An 18,273-nucleotide genomic window follows, 5' to 3' on the forward strand; every position below is an offset into this window, starting at 1 on the left:
GCAGGTGAGGAGACACCCATGTTGGCGCGCTATCTGAAAGCCCAGCTGATCGTGTTGCTCTGCGGCGGCCTGGTGGGCCCGATCTTCCTGATCGTCTACTTCACCCTCGGCTTCGGCGACCTGTTGCAGTGGATGTTCTATGTCGGCCTGCTGATCACCGTGGCCGACGTCCTCATCGCGCTGGCGCTGGCCGGCTACGGCGCAAAATCGTCGGCGAAGAACGCGGAGCTGGAGCAGAACGGTGTGCTCGCGCTCGCCCAGATCACCGGCCTCACCGAGACGGGGACGTGGATCAACAATCAACAGGTGGTGAAGGTGCACCTGCACATCTCGGGGCCCGGTTTCCCGCCGTTCGACGGCGAAGACCGGGTGATCGCGAGCGTGACCCGGCTGGGCAACCTCAACGCCCGCAAGGTGGTGGTCCTGGTTGACCCGACCACCCAGGAATACCGAATTGATTGGGAGCGAAGCGCGTTGGTCAACGGCCTGGTGCCCGCGCAGTTCACGGTGGCCGAGGACAACAGAACCTACGACCTGAGCGGGCAATCCGGGCCGCTGATGGAGATCCTGCAGATCCTCAAGGCCAACAATGTGCCGCTCGACAACATGGTCGACATCCGCTCCAACCCGGTGCTGCGCGAGCAGATTCAGGCGGTGGTGCGCCGGGCGGCCCGGCAACAGCCGCAGCCGGCGGGCGCCGGTGCACCGGCGGGACCGCCGCCCGGGCCGACGATCGCGCAGCGGTTGCAGGAGTTGGAGGCGCTGCGCGCCAGCGGCGCGCTCACCGACCAGGAGTACACGAGCCGGCGCGCGCAGATCATCTCCGAGATCTGACCCTCGCCCCGCGTTAGAACACGTTCCAGTTTCGCTGCTAGCCTGTCTCTGTCTGTGGGCGTCAAGCGGGCGTTGCGAAGGGACGGGTCGTGGCTGGACAGGTTGGGTCACTGCAGGGACGGGTCGCGTTCATCACCGGGGCCGCCCGGGGCCAGGGTCGGGCGCACGCAGTGCGGCTCGCCCGCGAGGGCGCCGACATCATCGCGCTCGATCTTTGCGCGCCGGCGTCGCCCAGCGTGACCTACACGGCGGCGACGCGGGAGGATCTGGCCGAGACGGTCCGCCTGGTGGAAGGCGAGGGCCGCAAGGTATTGGCCCGCGAAGCCGACGTCCGGGACGATGCCGCGCTGCGCCAGCTGGTGGCCGACGGCGTCGAACAATTCGGCCGGCTCGACATCCTGGTGGCCAACGCGGGGGTGCTGGGCTGGGGCCGGGTGTGGGAGCTCACCGACGAACAGTGGGACACCGTCGTCGGGATCAACCTGACCGGCACGTGGCGCACGTTGCGCGCCGCCGTGCCGGCGATGATCGAGGCCGGCAACGGGGGATCCATCGTGGTCGTCAGCTCGGCGGCCGGAGTCAAGGCCACCCCGGGCAACGGCCACTACGCGGCCAGCAAATTCGGGCTCACGGCGCTCACCAATACGCTGGCGATCGAACTGGGCGAATACAACATCCGGGTCAACTCGATTCATCCCTACTCGGTCGACACCCCGATGATCGAGCCCGAGGCCATGATGGAGATCTTCGCCAAGCACCCCGCCTTCGTGCACAGTTTCCCGCCAATGCCGTTGCAACCCAAGGGTTTCATGTCGCCCGACGAAGTATCCGATGTGGTGTCCTGGCTCGCCGGTGACGGCTCGGGCACACTGTCGGGCACCCAGATCAACGTAGACAAGGGCGCCTTGAAGTACTGATCGGCGATCGTGTATGAACACCACGTGACCACCGAAGACGCGAACACGAGCGATAACGGCATCGTCATCGTCGGCGGCGGCCTCGCCGCCGCCCGGACCGCCGAGCAACTGCGCCGGTCCGGCTACGCTGGCCGCGTCACCATCGTCAGCGACGAGGTGCACCTGCCCTACGACCGCCCGCCGCTGTCCAAGGAGGTGCTCCGCAAGGAGGTCGACGACGTCGCCCTCAAACCGCGGGAGTGGTACGACGAGAAGGAGATCACCCTGCGGCTCGGGTCGGCGGCCACCGCGCTCGACACCGCGGCCCAAACGCTGACGCTGGCCGACGGCAGCGTCTTGGCCTACGACGAACTGGTCATCGCAACGGGTTTGGTGCCGCGGCGGATTCCCTCGTTTCCCGACCTGGAGGGCATCCGCGTGCTGCGCTCCTTCGACGAGAGCCTGGCGCTGCGCGAGCACGCGTCGGCGTGCCGGCGTGCCGTCGTCGTCGGCGCCGGCTTCATCGGCTGCGAGGTGGCGGCCAGCCTGCGCAGGCTCGGGGTGGACGTGGCGTTGGTCGAGCCGCAGCCGACGCCGCTCGCCTCGGTGCTCGGGGAGCGGATGGGTGAGCTGGTGGCGCGGCTGCATCGCGCCGAGGGCGTCGACGTCCGCCTCGGCGTGGGGGTGGCGGAGGTGCGTGGCCAGGGGCACGTCGACACCGTGGTGCTGACCGACGGCACCGAGTTGCCGGCCGACCTCGTGGTCGTCGGCATCGGCTCGCACCCGGCCACCGAATGGCTCGAGGGCAGCGGTGTCGAGGTCGACGGTGTCGACAAGGGGGTGATCTGCGACGAGGCCGGCCGCACCAGCGCGCCCAACGTCTGGGCCCTCGGCGACGTCGCCTCCTGGCGGGACCCGACGGGACACCAAGCGCGCGTGGAACATTGGAGCAACGTCGCCGACCAGGCGCGCGTCGTGGTGCCCGCGATGCTGGGGCAGGACGTCCCCTCGACCGTTGTCGTCCCGTATTTCTGGAGCGACCAGTACGACGTCAAGATCCAGTGCCTGGGCGAACCGGAGGCCAGCGACATTGTCCATCTTGTCGAGGACGACGGGCGCAAGTTTCTGGCGTACTACGAGCGCGACGGGGTGCTGGTCGGCGTGGTCGGCGGCGGAATGCCCGGCAAGGTCATGAAGGTCCGCGCCAAGATCGCCGCGGCCGCACCCATCGCCGAGGTGCTGGGCTGACGGGGCCAACGCCCCGGGTGGCGGTGCTCGACGACTACGCCGGCGTGGCCCTCGGGCTCGCCGACTGGTCGCCGGTGCAAAGCCGTTCGGAGGTAACTGTTTTCGACCGGCACCTCGCCGAGGCCGAGGCCGTCGACGCGTTGCGGCCGTTCGACGTGGTCTGCACCATGCGCGAACGGATGGCGTTCCCGCGCACCCTGATCGAGCGGCTGCCGAACCTGAAGCTGATCACGATCGTCGGCAGGGCGCTGCCGAACCTGGACATGTCCGCGGCCAGCGAGCGCGGCGTCCTGGTGGCCCACTCGGATTTCGCCAGCCCCCGTTTCCGCTCGCTGCGCGACGCCACACCGGAGTTCGCGTGGGGCCTGATGATCGCGACGGTGCGCAATCTGGCCGAGGAGCACCGGCGCATGCGGGACGGCGGCTGGCAGACCACCGCAGGGATGACGCTGTCGGGCAAGACGCTGGGGCTGCTCGGCCTGGGCAGGATCGGCGGACGCATGGCCGAGTACGCCCGGGTATTCGGCATGCAGGCCATCGCGTGGAGCCAAAACCTGACCGAGGAGGCCGCAGCGGCGGGCGGCGCCCGCCGCGTCGAAAAGTCCGCACTGTTCGCCGAATCCGACGTGGTGTCGGTTCACGTGGTGCTCTCGGAGCGCACGCGCGGACTGGTCGGTGCGGCCGAGCTGGCTTTGATGAAGCCGACCGCCTACCTGATCAATACTTCCCGCGGCCCGATCGTCGACGAGGCGGCCCTGGTTGCCGCGCTGGGGACCGGGCGTATCGCCGGCGCCGGGCTGGATGTGTTCGACGTCGAGCCGCTGCCGCCCGACCATCCGCTGCGAGGCCTCCCCAACGTGACGCTCTCGCCCCACCTGGGGTACGTCACGCGCGAGATGCTCGGCGCCTTCTACGCGGACACCGTCGAAGCCGTGGTGGCGTGGCTGGACGGCGCGCCGACCCGGATAGCCAATCCCGAGGCGCTGCAACACCGCACCGGTTAATGCCACCGCACGGGCGGACCGTGCGCGTGGCATTCGCCGAGGATTTCGAGCTCGCCGCCCGGCCAGCTGCGGGCGCGGACCAGAAACCTGATCGGCGTGCCGGGTCCGTCGCGGGCCGGTTCCATGGTGAGGTGGACGAACGGCGACCGCGCCCCGGCCCGAGCTCCCAACCCGTCGACGGCGGCGCGCACCGCGTCGCGCTCGGCGGCGGACAGGTACTGCCAGGTGATCGAGTGCCACAGCACTGTCAGCTCGCCGTCGGCCAGTGACAGGCCTGCGACGGCGTCGGCTGCCGTGCGCCGCTCCAGGCGCGCCGGGACGCTCCGGGCGACGGTGATGGCGCCGCGCAGCCGTCTCAACCGCGCGTCCTGGTCCGGCCACACGTAGCTGAGCGCGGTCAATTCCCCGTCGGTGCCGGCGACGTCGATGGGAGCGATGTCGTATCCGTGCCGCTCGGTGATCCGTACCGCGCCGTCCGGCGGCAGCGACCCGTGCCACGCGTCGTCGATGGTCACCGGCGAGTCGACCGGCCCCCACTGGTTGTCGGCGAAGCGGTACCGATAGTGGTCGGCCCGCAGGTTCAGCCCGGCGCTGGTCCCGATCTCGAAAAGCCTTACCGGAAAACCGAACTCGCGGTTGACGCGCAGCAGTCCACCGATCAGCGCGGCGGACCGTCCCACCTCGTTGGTCTGTGGGGGTTGGTCGAGGGCCGCGCGCAGCGATGCGGCGTGGGCGACCGCGACCGCCCGGATCTGCGGCCAGGCTCGCCCGGCGTCCCAGGACCCGCCGGTGCTCGGATACCAACGGCGCAACGCTGCGGCGCGGCCGTCGAGGACGAGCCGATGCAGGCCACCGAGCAGGCGGAGCGGAATGGCATCGCGTGACGGCGCGTCCTCGTGGCCGGACAAGATGGTCGCGAAGACGCCGCCGGCCGCCACGTCGGCGGCCACGAGCTCGAACAGCTCCCCGTACATGGGCGAGCCGGAACGAGCGCAGAACCGCCCCTGCGACCGCAGCGTCTGCAGCAGGTGTTCGCGGCTCATCGATCGAGCCCGTCCAGCCCGGCGCCCACCACGTCGAACGCGTTGCCGAGCGCGACCGGCAGCGGGATGGACTCGTCGGCCAGCCAGTGCTCGTAAGCGCTCAACGCCACGGCCAGCATCGTCCAGGCGACCGTCTGCGGAAGCAGGTCACTCGTCTTGGAGTCCGAGCGGCGGGCCACGAAGCCGGCGATCACCTCCCGCCAGCCGGCGTACATGGTCATCGAGTAGGCCTGCAGCTCCGCGGTCTGCAGGATCACGCGCATGCGCTGACGGTGCCGAACGGTCTCGGACTCGTCAAAGGTGTTGAACGCCAGCAGCGCCGCGCGCAGTGCCGCACCCAACGGCACTCGTGGCCCGACGTTGTCGAGCAGATCCCGCAGGTGCGCGAGGTGGGTGTCGAAATCGCCCCAGGGGATGGCGTTCTTGGACGCGTAGTAGCGGAAGAGGGTGCGACGCGAGATCCCGGCGGCCTGGGCGACGTCGTCGACGCTCACGTCGGCGAAGCCGCGGGCCGTGAACAGCTCGATCGCCACGTCGGCGATGTCCTGGGGCGTCGTCGAGCGTCGCCGGCCCACCCGCGGCTGCGGCATCATCAAACCCGCCCTTCCATTTCGGCACTCGATGCCATATTCTGGCGACGATTGTGACTCAGCTCATCGTTGTCAATACCTGACGAAAGGCAAGGCCCGTGGACCACGAGACCCAGACTGACACCGAACTCGTCACCGAGACCCTGGTCGAAGAGGTGTCCATCGACGGGATGTGCGGCGTCTACTGACCCCGTGTTCGACCTCGACCGCCCCTGGCGGTTGCATCCGCAGGTGGCCGTCCGCCCGGAGCCGTTCGGCGCGCTGCTCTACCACTTCGGCACGCGCAAGCTGTCCTTTCTGAAGGACCGCACGATCCTGGCGGTGGTGCGATCGCTGGCCGACCACCCCGACGCCCGGTCCGCCTGCCGCGCCGCGGGTGTCGAAACTTGCAGGCAGGCCCCGTACGTCCAGGCGCTCGGCGTGCTGGCCGAATCCAACATGCTGGTGCCCCGGGAGGAACGCCAATGGTAAGGCTCATCGAGCAGTTCGAGCGGGGGCTGGACGCCCCGATCTGCCTGACCTGGGAGCTGACGTACGCGTGCAATCTTGCGTGCGTGCACTGCCTTTCGTCGTCGGGCAAGCGCGACCCGCGCGAGCTGTCCACCCGGCAGTGCATGGACATCATCGACGAGCTGGAACGCATGCAGGTGTTCTACGTCAACATCGGCGGCGGCGAGCCCACCGTCCGCCCGGACTTCTGGGAGCTCGTCGACTACGCCACCGCGCACCGCGTCGGCGTCAAGTTCTCGACGAACGGCGTCCGGATAACCCCCGAAGTCGCCGCACGGCTGGCCGCCAGCGATTACGTGGACATCCAGATCTCCCTCGACGGGGCGACCGCCGAGGTCAACGACGCCGTCCGCGGCGTCGGGTCGTACGCCATGGCGGTCCGCGCGCTGGAAAATTTGGCTGATGCGGGCTTCGCCCAGAACGGCGGCGCCAAGATCTCGGTCGTGGTCACCCGCCACAACGTCGACCAGCTCGACGAGTTCGCCGCGCTGGCGAGCCGCTACGGCGCCACGCTGCGGATCACCCGGCTACGCCCCTCGGGCCGCGGCGCCGACGTCTGGGACGACCTGCACCCCACCGCCGAGCAGCAGGTCCGGCTCTACGACTGGCTGGTCGCCAAGGGGGAGCGAGTGCTCACCGGTGACTCCTTCTTCCACCTGGCGCCCCTGGGGCAGTCGGGAGCCCTGGCCGGGCTGAACATGTGCGGAGCCGGGCGGGTGGTCTGCCTGATCGACCCGGTGGGTGACGTGTACGCCTGCCCGTTCGCCATCCACGACCGTTTCCTGGCGGGAAACATCCTGTCGGACGGGGGCTTTGACAACGTCTGGAAGAACGCGCCATTGTTCCGGGAGCTGCGCGAGCCGCAGTCCGCGGGCGCCTGCGGCAGCTGCGGGCACTACGACGCCTGCCGCGGCGGCTGTATGGCGGCCAAGTTCTTCACCGGCCTGCCGATGGACGGCCCCGATCCCGAATGCGTCCAGGGCCACAGCGCGCCGGCGCTGGCGGGCGCCCGCGAAACACCACGGCCTCGCGCCGACCATTCGCGGAAGGCGCGCGGACCGGTGGCCCTGACACTTTCCTCGCGGCCGCCGGCGCGCCTGTGCAACGAAAGCCCCGTGTAAATCATGGCCGAGTGGTTCGAAACGGTCGCCATCGCGCAGCAACGCGCAAAACGCCGGCTACCCAAGTCCGTTTATTCGTCTCTGATTTCAGCAAGCGAAAAAGGAATAACGGTTTCAGACAACGTCGAGGCGTTCAGCGAGCTCGGTTTCGCGCCGCACGTCGTCGGCGCGCCGGAAAAGCGCGACCTCTCGACCACCGTGATGGGGCAGGACATCGCGCTGCCGGTGATCATCTCGCCGACGGGCGTCCAGGCGGTCGACCCGGACGGCGAGGTGGCGGTCGCGCGGGCCGCCGCGGCCCGCGGGACCGCGATGGGGCTCTCCTCGTTCGCCAGCAAGCCGATCGAGGAGGTCATCGCCGCCAACCCCAAGCTTTTCTTCCAGGTCTACTGGCTGGGGGGCCGCGACGCGATCGCCGAGCGGGTCGAGCGCGCGCGGCGGGCTGGCGCCGTCGGCCTGATCGTGACGACCGACTGGTCGTTCTCCCATGGCCGCGACTGGGGCAGCCCGAGCATCCCCGAGACGATGAACCTGCGGACCATCCTGCGCCTGTCTCCGGAGGCGATCGTGCGGCCACGGTGGCTGTGGAAGTTCGGCAAGACGCTGCACCCCCCGGAGCTGCGGGTGCCGAACCAGGGGCGCCGGGGCGAGCCCGGGCCGCCCTTCTTCGCCGCCTATGGCGAGTGGATGGGTACCCCGCCGCCCACCTGGGACGACATCGCCTGGCTGCGGGAGCTGTGGGGCGGGCCGTTCATGCTCAAGGGCGTGATGCGCGTCGACGACGCGAAAAGGGCTGTGGACGCTGGTGTTTCGGCGATCTCCGTGTCGAACCACGGCGGCAACAACCTGGACGGCACGCCGGCCTCGATCCGCGCGCTGCCCGCCATTGCTGCGGCGGTCGGTGACCAGATCGAGGTGCTGTTGGACGGCGGCGTCCGGCGCGGCAGCGACGTTGTCAAGGCCGTGGCCCTGGGCGCGCGGGCGGTGATGATCGGACGGGCGTACCTGTGGGGCCTGGCCGCGGCCGGACAGGCCGGCGTCGAGAACGTCCTCGACATCCTGCGCGGCGGCATCGACTCGGCGCTGATGGGCCTCGGTCACTCCAGCGTGCACGACCTCGGACCCGGCGACGTGCTGATCCCGGCCGGCTTCACGCGGGCTCTCGGGGTCCCCGCCGACGGCCCGGCCTAGCCGGTTTGGGCGCCGCTCGCGCGTGGTACATGCGGGGCAAACGTGACGAACGAGCCGAATTCCTAATAACGGATGAACCAGCCAGAAAAAATTTACATTCGAGGGTCAACAATTGGTGCACGCCAGGTGAATTCGTCCTACCATCACCGAGTGCCCGTACTCGGCGAATTAGCGACTGCCACGTCGAGCCAGCTATCGAGCATCTCGCCGTCGATAATGGTCCCGGTTGGGTCGACCGAACAGCATGGTCCCCACCTGCCCCTGGACACCGACACCCGGATCGCCACCGCGGTCGCTCGCGCGGCGGCCGCCGGCCTGGAGTACGAGTGGCTGGTGGCGCCGGCGATCGCCTATGGCGCCAGCGGCGAGCACCAGAGCTTCGCCGGAACGATCTCGATCGGCACCGACGCCCTGACCACACTGCTGGTGGAATACGGCAGGTCGGCGGCCTGTTGGGCGCGACGCCTGGTCTTCGTCAACGGCCACGGGGGCAACCTCGGCGCCCTCACCGCCGCCGTGCACCAGCTGCGCGCCGAGGGCCGTGACGCCGGCTGGGTCCCCTGCATTGCGGCCGGCGGCGACGCCCACGCCGGCCATACTGAAACATCGGTGTTGCTGCATATCTCGCCGGCCGAGGTGCTGACCGACCGTTGGCTGGCCGGCAACCGAGAGCCGCTGGCCGACTTGCTGCCGTCGATGCGTCGTGGCGGAGTCGCGGCAGTCAGCCCCGTGGGCGTGCTGGGCGACCCGACCACCGCGACCGCCGCCGAGGGCCGGCGCATCTTCGGGGAAATGGTGGACGACTGTGTCCGTCGGGTCGCCCGCTGGCGGCCCGCGCCGGACGGAACGCTGACATGAGTCAATCCCGGTTGCCGGACGGATTCGCCGTCCAGGTCGATCGCCGCGTGCGCGTCCTGGGCGACGGCTCTGCCCTGCTCGGCGGGTCGCCGACCCGGCTGCTGAAGCTGGCGCCCGCCGCCCAGGACATGCTGTCCAACGGCAGGCTGAAGGTTCGCGACGACGTCAGCGCCCAGCTGGCCCGCACGCTGCTGGACGCCACGGTCGCCCATCCCCGCCCCGCGGGTGGCCCGTCGCACCGTGACGTCACTGTGGTTATCCCGGTGCGCGACAACCTTTCCGGAGTGCGCCGGCTGGTGAGCTCGCTGCGCGGCCTGCGCGTCATCGTGGTCGACGACGGGTCGTTCACCCCCGTCACCGCGGAGGACTTCGTCGGCGCGCACTGCGACGTCGAAGTCGTGCGCCATCCCCGCAGCCGGGGGCCGGCCACCGCGCGCAACACCGGGCTGGCCGCCTGCACGACCGACTTCGTCGCGTTCCTCGATTCCGACGTCGCGCCGCGCCGAGGCTGGCTGGAGGCCCTGCTCGGCCATTTCTGCGACCCGTCCGTCGCCCTCGTGGCGCCGCGGATCGTGGGGCTGGCGCACAGCGAAAACGTGGTGGCGCGCTACGAGGCGGTGCACTCGTCGCTTGACCTCGGGGAGCGCGAGGCGCCGGTCCTGCCACACAGCACTGTTTCCTATGTTCCCAGCGCGGCCATCATCTGTCGCTGCTCGGCCATCCGCGGCATCGGGGGCTTCGACGAGACCATGCAGTCCGGCGAGGACGTCGACCTGTGCTGGCGGCTCATCGAGGCCGGTTCACGGCTGCGCTATGAGCCGATCGCGCTGGTGGCTCACGATCACCGCACCGAACTGCGGGATTGGCTGGCCCGCAAGGCGTTCTACGGCGGCTCGGCGGCCCCGCTGTCGGTGCGGCATCCCGACAAGACCGCTCCGGTGGTCATCTCCGGGTGGGCGTTGACGGCCTGGATCCTGATGGCGCTCGGAACGACGCTTTCCCAGCTGGCGTCGGTGGTCGTCGCCGTGCTGACCGGGCACCGCGTGGCGAGGGCCATGAGTGGCGCCGACACCTCGCTCTGGGACGTTCTCGTGGTCGCCACCCGCGGCCTGTGGTCGGCGGCGCTGCAGCTGGCGTCGGCCCTGTGCCGGCACTACTGGCCGCTGGCGCTGTTGGCAGCGACGTTGTCGCGTCACTTCAGACGGGTCGTGCTGGTTGCCGCCGTTATGGACGGCGTGGTCGATTGGCTTCGCCGCCGGGACGCCGTCGGTGACGAGTGTCAGCCGATCGGGCTACTGACCTACCTCGTGCTCAAGCGCGTCGATGACCTGGCCTACGGCCTGGGACTGTGGTGGGGCGTGGTGCGCGAACGCAACCTCCGCGCGCTCAAACCGCAGATACGGACCTAGCCGCCGCCTTGACCACCGCCGCCGCGCACAGTGATGTGCTGATCGTCGGCGCCGGCAGTGCCGGATCGGTTGTTGCCGAGCGCCTTTCCGCCGACTCCGGTCGTACCGTCACCCTCCTTGAGGCCGGCCCCGCACTCGCAGACCCCGCGTTACTGGCGCAGACCGCCAACGGCCTGCAATTGCCCATAGGCGTCGGCAGCCCGCTGGTCCGGCGTTACCCGGCCCGGCTCACCGATCACCCGGCTCGCGAGCTGCCGCTGGTGCGGGGCGCGACGCTGGGCGGTTCGGGCGCGGTCAACGGCGGCTACTTCTGCCGGGCGTTGCCGCGCGATTTAGACGGCCTCGGGCTGCCGGGCTGGTCCTGGGCGGACGTGCTCGAACACTTTCGCGCCATCGAGACTGACCTCGACTTCGACGGTCCCGCCCACGGCAGAAGCGGTCCGATCCTGGTTCGCCGGACTCGCGAAATGACCGGCACCACCCAGCGATTCATCGCCGCCGCCGAGCGCGCCGGTTTCGGATGGATCGCTGACCTCAATGACCCTGACGGACAATCTGTTTCGGGCGTCGGGGCCGTTCCGCTCAACATCGTCGACGGTGTGCGTATCGGATCCGGAGCCGCCTACCTGATTCCTGCGTTGCGGCGTGCGAATCTGACGCTGCTGGCCGAGACCCGGGCGGTAAGCGTGCGGTTTGACGGAACTACCGCGGTCGGAGTCGACGCCGTCGGCCCGGATGGCCCGTTGACCCGCACCGCGGATCGAATCGTGTTGTGTTCCGGCGCAATCGAGTCGGCGAAGCTGTTGATGCTGTCCGGTGTCGGAGAGGAGGCCGTGCTGCGAGAGGCCGGGATTCCGGTCCTGGCGCCGCTGCCGGTAGGCTCATCCTTCATCGATCATCCCGAATGGGTGCTGCCCACCGATTGGGCCGTCGCGCCCGGGCGGCCCGTCCTCGAAGCGGTGCTCGACACCGGTGATGGCATCGAAATCAGGCCCTACACCGGCGGATTCGTAACGATGATCGGCGACGGCACGGCTGGGCATCCCGACTGGCCGCACATCGGTGTCGCGCTCATGCGGCCGCGGGCGCGCGGACGCCTGACGTTGATCTCGCGGGATCCCGCCGTGCCACCGCTCATCGAGCACCGCTACGACAGCGAACCCGACGACGTTGCAGCGCTGCGCCGAGGCGCCGAATTGGCCCGCGAATTGGCGCCCGTCACAAGCGAAATCGGCCCGACGTCTTGGTCGACCTCCCAACACCTATGCGGCACAGCGCCGATGGGATCGGACGATGACCCACGTGCGGTCGTCGATCAGCGGTGCCGCGTACGCGGGATCGAGAACCTCTGGGTGATCGACGGCTCGGTGCTGCCCGCAATTCCCGGGCGCGGACCGCACGCCACCATCGTGATGCTCGGGCACCGGGCCGCGGGATTCGTCGCGTGAATCGGCGGGGACCAGATCAGGTCGAATACGGCATCGGTTGCTCCTCGGCCGCGGCCGGGGAGTAGGGGCCGGTTGCCGGCCGGAAGGACTGCGTGGACTGGGGTGCCGCGGTGACCGGCGTCACCGGCAGCGGTGTCGCCGCGGTGGCCGCCTGGACGATCTCCGGCGTTTCCGTGGGCACCGCGGTGACGGGCGTCGCGACGGCTTCGGGCAGCGGGGCCGCCGGCTCGCCCGTCGCCGCGGCCGCATAGGTCGAAGTCGCCGGCTGCAGCGGTGACGCCGGCGCGCCGGTCGAGCTGAGGGCTGCCGAGGCCGCGGGCGCTACTCCGACCGGTGGCACCGAGGCGACCGCCGGGGGCGGGACCGCGGCGGCCGGTGCAACTGCGGCGACCGGAGCGGCGTGCGCCGATCCGCCGGCCGCGCTCGCCGCCGAAGCCGGCAGGCTGGCCGCCGCGGAGGCCGGCGCGGCCGCGCTGGTGACCATCGGCTGCGCGCTGGACAGCGCCTGGCCGGCCGCGTTCGGGCTCAGGGCGCCGGGCTGGGTGGTCTGCAGGGGAGAGGCGTTAGCGGCCTCGGTGGCCGCATACTGCGCCGCGCCGCCGTTCATGAGCTGCACAAACTGTGCGTGGAAAGCCGCAGCCTGGGCGCTGATCGCCTGGTAGACCTGCGAATGGGCGTCGAACAGAGCGGCAATGCCGGCGGAAACCTCGTCAGCGCCGGGTGCGGGCACGCTCGTGATCGGGCCGGACGCCGCCGAGTTGGCCGAGTCGATAGTCGACCCGATGTTCGCCAAGTCGCTGGCGGCGGCGGCCACGTACTCCGGTGCCGCAATCACCCATGACATCTATACGAGTCCCCCCAGCTAGGCCGGATATCACCCGCCGACCCTTGGCAGGTGCTATGCATCGAATCGTAACCCGGTCGTTGTACGGCCGAGGTGGTTTTGGCTGGCATCTCAGGAAACTTCCGGCAAAGGGGCGTTCGTGCGGTCCACGTAAATGGCCACGACAGTGGCGGTGCGCGCGCAGATGCACGTCAGGCGCGAACGATGCGTCGCAATGTTCGTGGACGGCACGACCGCCCCCGGCTCCCATCACCTCCCTTCCGAATGCGTTCCGGTCGTCGTGGGGTTCATCGTGGGGCCGTTTGCCACCGGCGTATCCGTTCGGCCCCCGCAAAGGCTGGCCGCACTGATCGCCGGGCGCTCCGGCTTGAACATCAACACCACATCCACCCCATCCTGCGAGAGGACCTGCATTTGTCGATCTATATTTGAGATACCAGATCCCAGAGGTTCTTCGCAAGGATCCGCGAACGATTTTTTTGAGCGATATTGATGGTGGACAACAACATTGAGCGTGAGCGTCAGGCCCGGTGCTTGCCCGGGCGCACCCGGCCGACCCAGCGCAGTTGGCGGCCGCCGCGCCCCGGCGCCCACAGCCCGATCAGGACCGCGGCGACGGCGACCAGGACGGCCAGTGCGGTCGTCGAGGCGTGCAGCGAGGCCATGAACGCGGCTTTGCTCAGCTCGGCCAGTTGGCGCCCCTGCGGGCCGAGCCTGTCGGCCACCTCGACTGCTTTGGCGAGCGAATCGGTGGCCGGGCCGCGGACCGGTGCGGGGAACTGCACCAGCTTGGGGGACAGCTCTCGCGAATAGCGTCCGGCCAGGATCGAACCGGCCACGGCGATGCCGAGCGCTCCGCCCATTTCGCGGGAGGCGTCGTTCACCGCGGAGGCGACGCCTTGCTTCTCGTCGGAAACCGCACCCATGATCGCCGACGTCGTGGGAGCCGTGCACAAACCGATGCCCGTGCTGAGGATCAGTGTGGGCCAAGCCAATTCGAGATACGACGTATGGAGGTCGAGCATGTGCATGCTGGCGAATCCCACCGCCATCAGCAGCGTGCCGACGAAGATCACCAGCCGCAGCCCGAACCTCGGCACGTACCAGAACGACAGCGCGGAAAAGATGCCCAGCGGCACCATGAACGGCGTGAAGGCGACAGCCGTCATCAGCGGCGAGTAACCCATGATCTGCTGTACGTATTGCATGCCGAGGTAGAAGAAGCCGAACGTCGCACCGAACAGCACGACGATCGACGCCACCCCCGTGGCGAACGCAGGGTCGCCGAACAGTCGCACGTCCAGCAGCGGGTGCTGCTTCTGGAGTTCGACGACACCGAAGACCACGGCCAGCACCGCGCCCGCGACGATTCCGCCCCAGACCAGCGGGTCTCCCCACCCGCGGGTCGGTGCCTCCAGAATGGCGGCGACGGCGATTGCGAGCGCGGCCCCGATCAGGAGGGCGCCCGCCGAGTCGATCCGCGGCGCGCCGCTATCCCGGGAGGAGGCGACCGTGCAGGCCAGGGCGAAGATCACCAGGCCAACGACCCCGAGCGACCAGAAGATGGCGTGCCAATCCCAAAAGTGGAGCAGTGCACCGGATCCCAGCATTCCGAGGACGGCGCCCGAGCCGGCCGTGCCGGCCCAGATGCCCACGGCCTTGACCCGTTCCTCCTTGGGATAGGCGACCGTCAGCAGCGAAAGCGTGGCTGGCATCACGAACGCGGCACCGGCACCGGCCACGGCGCGCGCCGCGATGATCTGCGTCGGGTGATGCAGGATCGCCGGGGCGATCGAGCCGAGCGCGAAGACCACGAGGCCGAGGAGCAACGCGCCGCGCCGTCCGTAGCGGTCGCCGATCGCCCCCGCGGGCAGCAGCAGGCATGCCAGGGCGACGGTATAACCGTCGACGATCCAGTTGAGCTGGGACTGTGTCGCCGAGGTGGCCACGGCGAGGTCGCCCAGCGCGGTGTTCAGGGCAGTCATGGAGGCGACCACGAGCCCGACGCCCATGCAGGCAACCGCCAGGGTCCAGTTTCGGGCCCGGGGGCTTCCGCCGATGCTTACCGCATCACTACGCTGGTCAGGCCCGCTGAGGATGTCGACCATGGGTGCGCCTCCTCGAGGATGGCGTGGAAAGTGGTATGGAAGTTTTGAGACGGTCAGTCTCGGAAATAGCCGTTAATGCCGGTTCTAAACGGGGAGGTGATCACGATCACCGAGGCGACTACCGATCCTCGCCCGGCGCGGTCCAGGGCTCGCCTGCTCGAAGCCGCCGCCGCGTTACTGCGTTCTGGTGGGCCCGGCGCCGTGACCGTCGACGCGGTCACCCGCACCGCCAACGTAGCCCGGGCCACCCTGTATCGCCACTTCTCCAGCGGCAACGAACTGCTGGCGGCGGCGTTCGGCAGCTTGCTGCCGCCGGCTCCGATGCCGCCCCCCGAGGGCTCGCTGCGCGACCGGCTCTTCGCGCTGGTCCTGGCGCAGGCCGAGTCGGTGGCCGAGGCGCCGACGATGCTCACCGCGATGTCCTGGTTGGCGCTGGGGCCCGACCTGAGCGGCCTGCCGCAACCCAGCGGTGCCCACGCGGCGGACAGCGCAGCGATCACGACGCTGCGCGAGCGCATCGCCCAGCAATACGCCGCCCCGTTCGATGCCATATTCAACAGCCCCGAGGCCGTGGCCGAACTGGGCGAGGTGGACCGGTCGCGCGCAATCGCGCTGCTGATCGGCCCCCTCGTGCTGGGCCGGTTGTCCACCCTGCCCGACTTCGACTACCGGGAGTGCGCTCAGGCGGCCGTGGACGGTTTCCTGCACGTTCAGCGCGCGCATCGTAGGGCGAACGCGGTGACCACCGAATCGGCAGGTGCCTGAGGAAGATTGCCTGCGGGCGGAACTGGGTGTGGCGGATCGCCCGCCCCAACCGCCCAAAGGACCCCTGACCTGGGCGTTAGCCGGCTTGTGCAATCGCGCCGGTGGGGTTCGCCCGGGATTTGGCCAAACCCATGATCTGAGGCATACTGTTCAGGTTGCCTTGAGCCGGGTTCACGCCTGGCCGGGCATACGACCAGCGCCCAAACGGGCGCGTCCGGTCCCATCCTTGGAGCGACTATTTCGCCAAGAAATTGGCGCGCCGAGGCTGCGTGAGGGTGACACGCCCGACCGCGGGGGCCGGTGGACCACGACAGGTAAACAGCGGCGCAGTAACCGGCGCGACGCTCGATCGGCCCGCTCGAGGGCGGGATCGATCCGCGCGCCGGGGGCACGTGAGGACGAAGATTTTGAAGTCCGGTACGGACTTCAGTGGAGTGAGGGTAGGAGAAGCGTGGCGGGACAGAAGATCCGCATCAGGCTCAAGGCCTACGACCATGAGGCCATCGACGCCTCGGCGCGCAAGATCGTCGAGACCGTCGTCCGCACGGGTGCCAGCGTCGTAGGGCCGGTGCCGCTGCCGACCGAAAAGAATGTGTATTGCGTCATCCGCTCCCCGCATAAGTACAAGGACTCGCGGGAGCACTTCGAGATGCGCACGCACAAGCGGTTGATCGACATCCTCGACCCGACGCCGAAGACGGTCGACGCGCTCATGCGCATCGACCTGCCGGCCAGTGTCGACGTCAACATCCAGTAGGAACTCGGTGAACTGATGGCAAGAAAAGGCATTCTGGGCACCAAGCTGGGCATGACGCAGGTGTTCGACGAGAACAACCGCGTCGTACCGGTGACGGTCGTCAAGGCCGGCCCCAATGTGGTGACGCGCATCCGCACCCCGGAGCGCGACGGTTACAGCGCCGTGCAACTGGCATACGGCGAGATCAGCCCCCGCAAGGTCAACAAGCCGGTGACCGGGCAGTACAGCGCCGCGGGCGTGAACCCGCGCCGCCACCTGGCCGAGTTGCGGCTGGACGACGAGGCCGCCGCCAGTGAATACCAAGTCGGCCAGGAGCTCACGGCCGAGATCTTCGCCGACGGCAGCTATGTCGACGTGACGGGGACCTCCAAGGGCAAGGGCTTCGCCGGAACCATGAAGCGGCACGGTTTCCGGGGCCAGGGCGCCAGCCACGGCGCGCAGGCGGTGCACCGCCGCCCGGGCTCCATCGGCGGCTGCGCCACCCCGGCGCGTGTCTTCAAGGGCACCCGGATGGCCGGCCGGATGGGCAGCGACCGCGTCACCGTCCAGAACCTGGTGGTGCACAAGGTCGATCCCGAGAACGGCGTGCTGTTGATCAAGGGTGCGGTCCCCGGCCGCACCGGTGGACTCGTGATGGTGCGCACCGCGGTCAAACGAGGTGAGAAGTAATGGCACTCAAGATTGACGTGCAGACACCGGACGGCAAGGTCGAAGGCTCGATCGAGCTGCCGGCCGAATTGTTCGATGCCCCGGCCAATATCGCGCTGATGCACCAGGTCGTCATCGCGCAGCGCGCGGCGGCCCGCCAGGGCACGCACTCGACCAAGACGCGCGGCGACGTCAGCGGCGGTGGTCGCAAGCCGTACCGGCAGAAGGGGACCGGCCGCGCCCGGCAGGGCTCGACGAGGGCTCCCCAGTTCACCGGCGGTGGCGTCGTGCACGGCCCCAAGCCGCGCGACTACAGCCAGCGCACGCCCAAGAAGATGATCGCCGCTGCGTTGCGCGGCGCGCTGTCGGACCGGGCGCGCAACGGGCGCATCCACGCGGTGACCGAACTTGTCGCGGGCCAGACGCCGTCGACAAAGAGCGCCCGTGCGTTCCTCGGCAGCCTCAGCGATCGCAAGCAACTGCTGGTGGTGATCGGCCGCAGCGACGAGACCGGCGCGAAGAGCGTGCGGAACCTGCCCGGTGTGCATGTCCTGGCGCCCGACCAGCTCAACACGTACGACGTGCTGCGCGCCGACGACGTGGTGTTCAGCGTCGAGGCGCTCAACGCCTACATCGCCGCCAACAGGGGCGCCGACACGACGACAGCCGAGGAGGTTTCGGCCTGATGGCGACCATCGCCGACCCGCGTGACATCATCCTCGCGCCGGTCATCTCGGAGAAGTCCTACGGACTGCTGGACGACAACGTGTACACGTTCGTGGTGCACCCCGATTCGAACAAGACGCAGATCAAGATCGCGATCGAGAAGATCTTCTCCGTCAAGGTCGCATCGGTGAACACCGCGAACCGGCAGGGCAAGCGCAAGCGCACCAGGACTGGCTTCGGCAAGCGCAAGAGCACCAAGCGGGCCATCGTCACCTTGGCGCCTGGCAGCAAGCCGATCGATCTGTTCGGGGCACCGGCATAGCCGGGCGCGAG

General features: G+C 69.2%; 20 protein-coding genes. 16 read left to right on the plus strand and 4 right to left on the minus strand.

Features of this window, described 5'->3' with window-relative positions:
- Positions 1–18 precede the first annotated feature (18 nt).
- The 4 genes from G6N56_RS22080 (at position 19) to G6N56_RS22095 (ending at position 3,982) form a co-directional block, all read left to right on the plus strand.
- A complete protein-coding gene (locus tag G6N56_RS22080; RefSeq protein ID WP_085258092.1) occupies positions 19–834 on the plus strand; it encodes an SHOCT domain-containing protein in 816 nt (271 codons plus the stop codon).
- Between the two features lie 89 nt (positions 835–923).
- Positions 924–1,751, plus strand: coding sequence for a mycofactocin-coupled SDR family oxidoreductase (locus G6N56_RS22085; protein WP_085258091.1), 828 nt, complete (start codon positions 924–926; stop codon positions 1,749–1,751).
- A 9-nt stretch (positions 1,752–1,760) separates the two neighbouring features.
- Entirely contained in the window at positions 1,761–2,978 is a 1,218-nt protein-coding gene (locus G6N56_RS22090; RefSeq protein ID WP_085258090.1) for an NAD(P)/FAD-dependent oxidoreductase, read from the plus strand.
- On the plus strand, positions 2,975–3,982 hold the full coding sequence (locus G6N56_RS22095) for a D-2-hydroxyacid dehydrogenase family protein (protein WP_232069380.1): 1,008 nt from the start codon (positions 2,975–2,977) through the stop codon (positions 3,980–3,982). Before G6N56_RS22090 ends, G6N56_RS22095 begins: the two co-directional genes overlap by 4 nt.
- Here the strand turns inward: G6N56_RS22095 and G6N56_RS22100 are convergent.
- Positions 3,979–5,025 (minus strand): DUF2332 domain-containing protein, encoded by a 1,047-nt coding sequence (locus G6N56_RS22100; protein WP_085258089.1) that lies wholly within the window; start codon positions 5,023–5,025, stop codon positions 3,979–3,981. The two genes, G6N56_RS22095 and G6N56_RS22100, sit on opposite strands and share 4 nt — an antisense overlap.
- Entirely contained in the window at positions 5,022–5,618 is a 597-nt protein-coding gene (gene mftR / locus G6N56_RS22105; protein ID WP_163645157.1) for a mycofactocin system transcriptional regulator MftR, read from the minus strand. Before mftR ends, G6N56_RS22100 begins: the two co-directional genes overlap by 4 nt.
- Before the next feature lie 95 nt (positions 5,619–5,713).
- On the opposite strand from mftR, the gene mftA reads away from it, so the two are divergent.
- The 7 genes from mftA to mftG all read left to right on the plus strand — a co-directional run bounded on the left by mftA (position 5,714) and on the right by mftG (position 12,152).
- The gene (gene mftA, locus G6N56_RS22110; protein WP_085258088.1) at positions 5,714–5,803 is read left to right on the plus strand and encodes a mycofactocin precursor MftA; all 90 of its coding nucleotides are present in this window, start codon (positions 5,714–5,716) and stop codon (positions 5,801–5,803) included.
- Between the two features lie 4 nt (positions 5,804–5,807).
- Positions 5,808–6,086, plus strand: a complete 279-nt coding sequence (gene mftB / locus G6N56_RS22115) for a mycofactocin biosynthesis chaperone MftB (protein WP_085258087.1) — start codon at positions 5,808–5,810, stop codon at positions 6,084–6,086.
- Complete coding sequence (gene mftC / locus G6N56_RS22120; protein ID WP_085258086.1) at positions 6,080–7,246, plus strand: mycofactocin radical SAM maturase; 1,167 nt, start codon at positions 6,080–6,082, stop codon at positions 7,244–7,246. Before mftB ends, mftC begins: the two co-directional genes overlap by 7 nt.
- Before the next feature lie 3 nt (positions 7,247–7,249).
- Entirely contained in the window at positions 7,250–8,437 is a 1,188-nt protein-coding gene (gene mftD / locus G6N56_RS22125; protein WP_085258085.1) for a pre-mycofactocin synthase MftD, read from the plus strand.
- Positions 8,438–8,563: 126 nt separating this feature from the next.
- Entirely contained in the window at positions 8,564–9,295 is a 732-nt protein-coding gene (gene mftE / locus G6N56_RS22130) for a mycofactocin biosynthesis peptidyl-dipeptidase MftE (RefSeq protein WP_085258084.1), read from the plus strand.
- The gene (gene mftF, locus G6N56_RS22135) at positions 9,292–10,704 is read left to right on the plus strand and encodes a mycofactocin biosynthesis glycosyltransferase MftF (protein WP_085258083.1); all 1,413 of its coding nucleotides are present in this window, start codon (positions 9,292–9,294) and stop codon (positions 10,702–10,704) included. The genes mftE and mftF overlap by 4 nt, the downstream gene beginning before the upstream one ends.
- Before the next feature lie 8 nt (positions 10,705–10,712).
- Positions 10,713–12,152, plus strand: a complete 1,440-nt coding sequence (mftG, locus tag G6N56_RS22140) for a mycofactocin dehydrogenase MftG (RefSeq protein ID WP_085258082.1) — start codon at positions 10,713–10,715, stop codon at positions 12,150–12,152.
- A 16-nt stretch (positions 12,153–12,168) separates the two neighbouring features.
- Here mftG and G6N56_RS29550 read toward each other — a convergent pair whose 3' ends face one another.
- Both G6N56_RS29550 and G6N56_RS22150 read right to left on the minus strand, forming a co-directional pair.
- Positions 12,169–12,996: a PE family protein gene (locus tag G6N56_RS29550; RefSeq protein ID WP_085258081.1), complete on the minus strand. Its 828-nt coding sequence runs from the start codon at positions 12,994–12,996 to the stop codon at positions 12,169–12,171.
- A gap of 521 nt (positions 12,997–13,517) precedes the next feature.
- Positions 13,518–15,104, minus strand: coding sequence for an MFS transporter (locus tag G6N56_RS22150; protein WP_085258080.1), 1,587 nt, complete (start codon positions 15,102–15,104; stop codon positions 13,518–13,520).
- A gap of 75 nt (positions 15,105–15,179) precedes the next feature.
- Between G6N56_RS22150 and G6N56_RS22155 the strand changes: the two genes are divergently transcribed.
- The 5 genes from G6N56_RS22155 (at position 15,180) to rplW (ending at position 18,262) form a co-directional block, all read left to right on the plus strand.
- On the plus strand, positions 15,180–15,869 hold the full coding sequence (locus G6N56_RS22155) for a TetR/AcrR family transcriptional regulator (RefSeq protein WP_085258079.1): 690 nt from the start codon (positions 15,180–15,182) through the stop codon (positions 15,867–15,869).
- Between the two features lie 451 nt (positions 15,870–16,320).
- On the plus strand, positions 16,321–16,626 hold the full coding sequence (rpsJ, locus tag G6N56_RS22160; RefSeq protein ID WP_003873519.1) for a 30S ribosomal protein S10: 306 nt from the start codon (positions 16,321–16,323) through the stop codon (positions 16,624–16,626).
- A 15-nt stretch (positions 16,627–16,641) separates the two neighbouring features.
- A complete protein-coding gene (gene rplC, locus G6N56_RS22165) occupies positions 16,642–17,295 on the plus strand; it encodes a 50S ribosomal protein L3 (protein WP_085258078.1) in 654 nt (217 codons plus the stop codon).
- Positions 17,295–17,960, plus strand: coding sequence for a 50S ribosomal protein L4 (gene rplD, locus G6N56_RS22170; protein WP_085258077.1), 666 nt, complete (start codon positions 17,295–17,297; stop codon positions 17,958–17,960). The genes rplC and rplD overlap by 1 nt, the downstream gene beginning before the upstream one ends.
- Entirely contained in the window at positions 17,960–18,262 is a 303-nt protein-coding gene (gene rplW / locus G6N56_RS22175; protein ID WP_085258076.1) for a 50S ribosomal protein L23, read from the plus strand. The genes rplD and rplW overlap by 1 nt, the downstream gene beginning before the upstream one ends.
- Positions 18,263–18,273: the final 11 nt, after the last annotated feature.

It is taken from the genome of Mycobacterium saskatchewanense, assembly GCF_010729105.1.
GTDB lineage: Bacteria > Actinomycetota > Actinomycetes > Mycobacteriales > Mycobacteriaceae > Mycobacterium > Mycobacterium saskatchewanense.

Coding starts and splice junctions, on each gene's coding strand:
- G6N56_RS22080 (WP_085258092.1), top strand. CDS start 19: ATGTTGGCGCGCTATCTGAAAGCCCAGCTGATCGTGTTGCTCTGCGGC.
- G6N56_RS22100 (WP_085258089.1), bottom strand. CDS start 5,025: ATGAGCCGCGAACACCTGCTGCAGACGCTGCGGTCGCAGGGGCGGTTC.
- mftR (WP_163645157.1), bottom strand. CDS start 5,618: ATGATGCCGCAGCCGCGGGTGGGCCGGCGACGCTCGACGACGCCCCAG.
- mftC (WP_085258086.1), top strand. CDS start 6,080: ATGGTAAGGCTCATCGAGCAGTTCGAGCGGGGGCTGGACGCCCCGATC.
- mftD (WP_085258085.1), top strand. CDS start 7,250: ATGGCCGAGTGGTTCGAAACGGTCGCCATCGCGCAGCAACGCGCAAAA.
- mftF (WP_085258083.1), top strand. CDS start 9,292: ATGAGTCAATCCCGGTTGCCGGACGGATTCGCCGTCCAGGTCGATCGC.
- G6N56_RS29550 (WP_085258081.1), bottom strand. CDS start 12,996: ATGTCATGGGTGATTGCGGCACCGGAGTACGTGGCCGCCGCCGCCAGC.
- G6N56_RS22150 (WP_085258080.1), bottom strand. CDS start 15,104: ATGGTCGACATCCTCAGCGGGCCTGACCAGCGTAGTGATGCGGTAAGC.
- G6N56_RS22155 (WP_085258079.1), top strand. CDS start 15,180: ATGCCGGTTCTAAACGGGGAGGTGATCACGATCACCGAGGCGACTACC.
- rplC (WP_085258078.1), top strand. CDS start 16,642: ATGGCAAGAAAAGGCATTCTGGGCACCAAGCTGGGCATGACGCAGGTG.
- rplD (WP_085258077.1), top strand. CDS start 17,295: ATGGCACTCAAGATTGACGTGCAGACACCGGACGGCAAGGTCGAAGGC.
- rplW (WP_085258076.1), top strand. CDS start 17,960: ATGGCGACCATCGCCGACCCGCGTGACATCATCCTCGCGCCGGTCATC.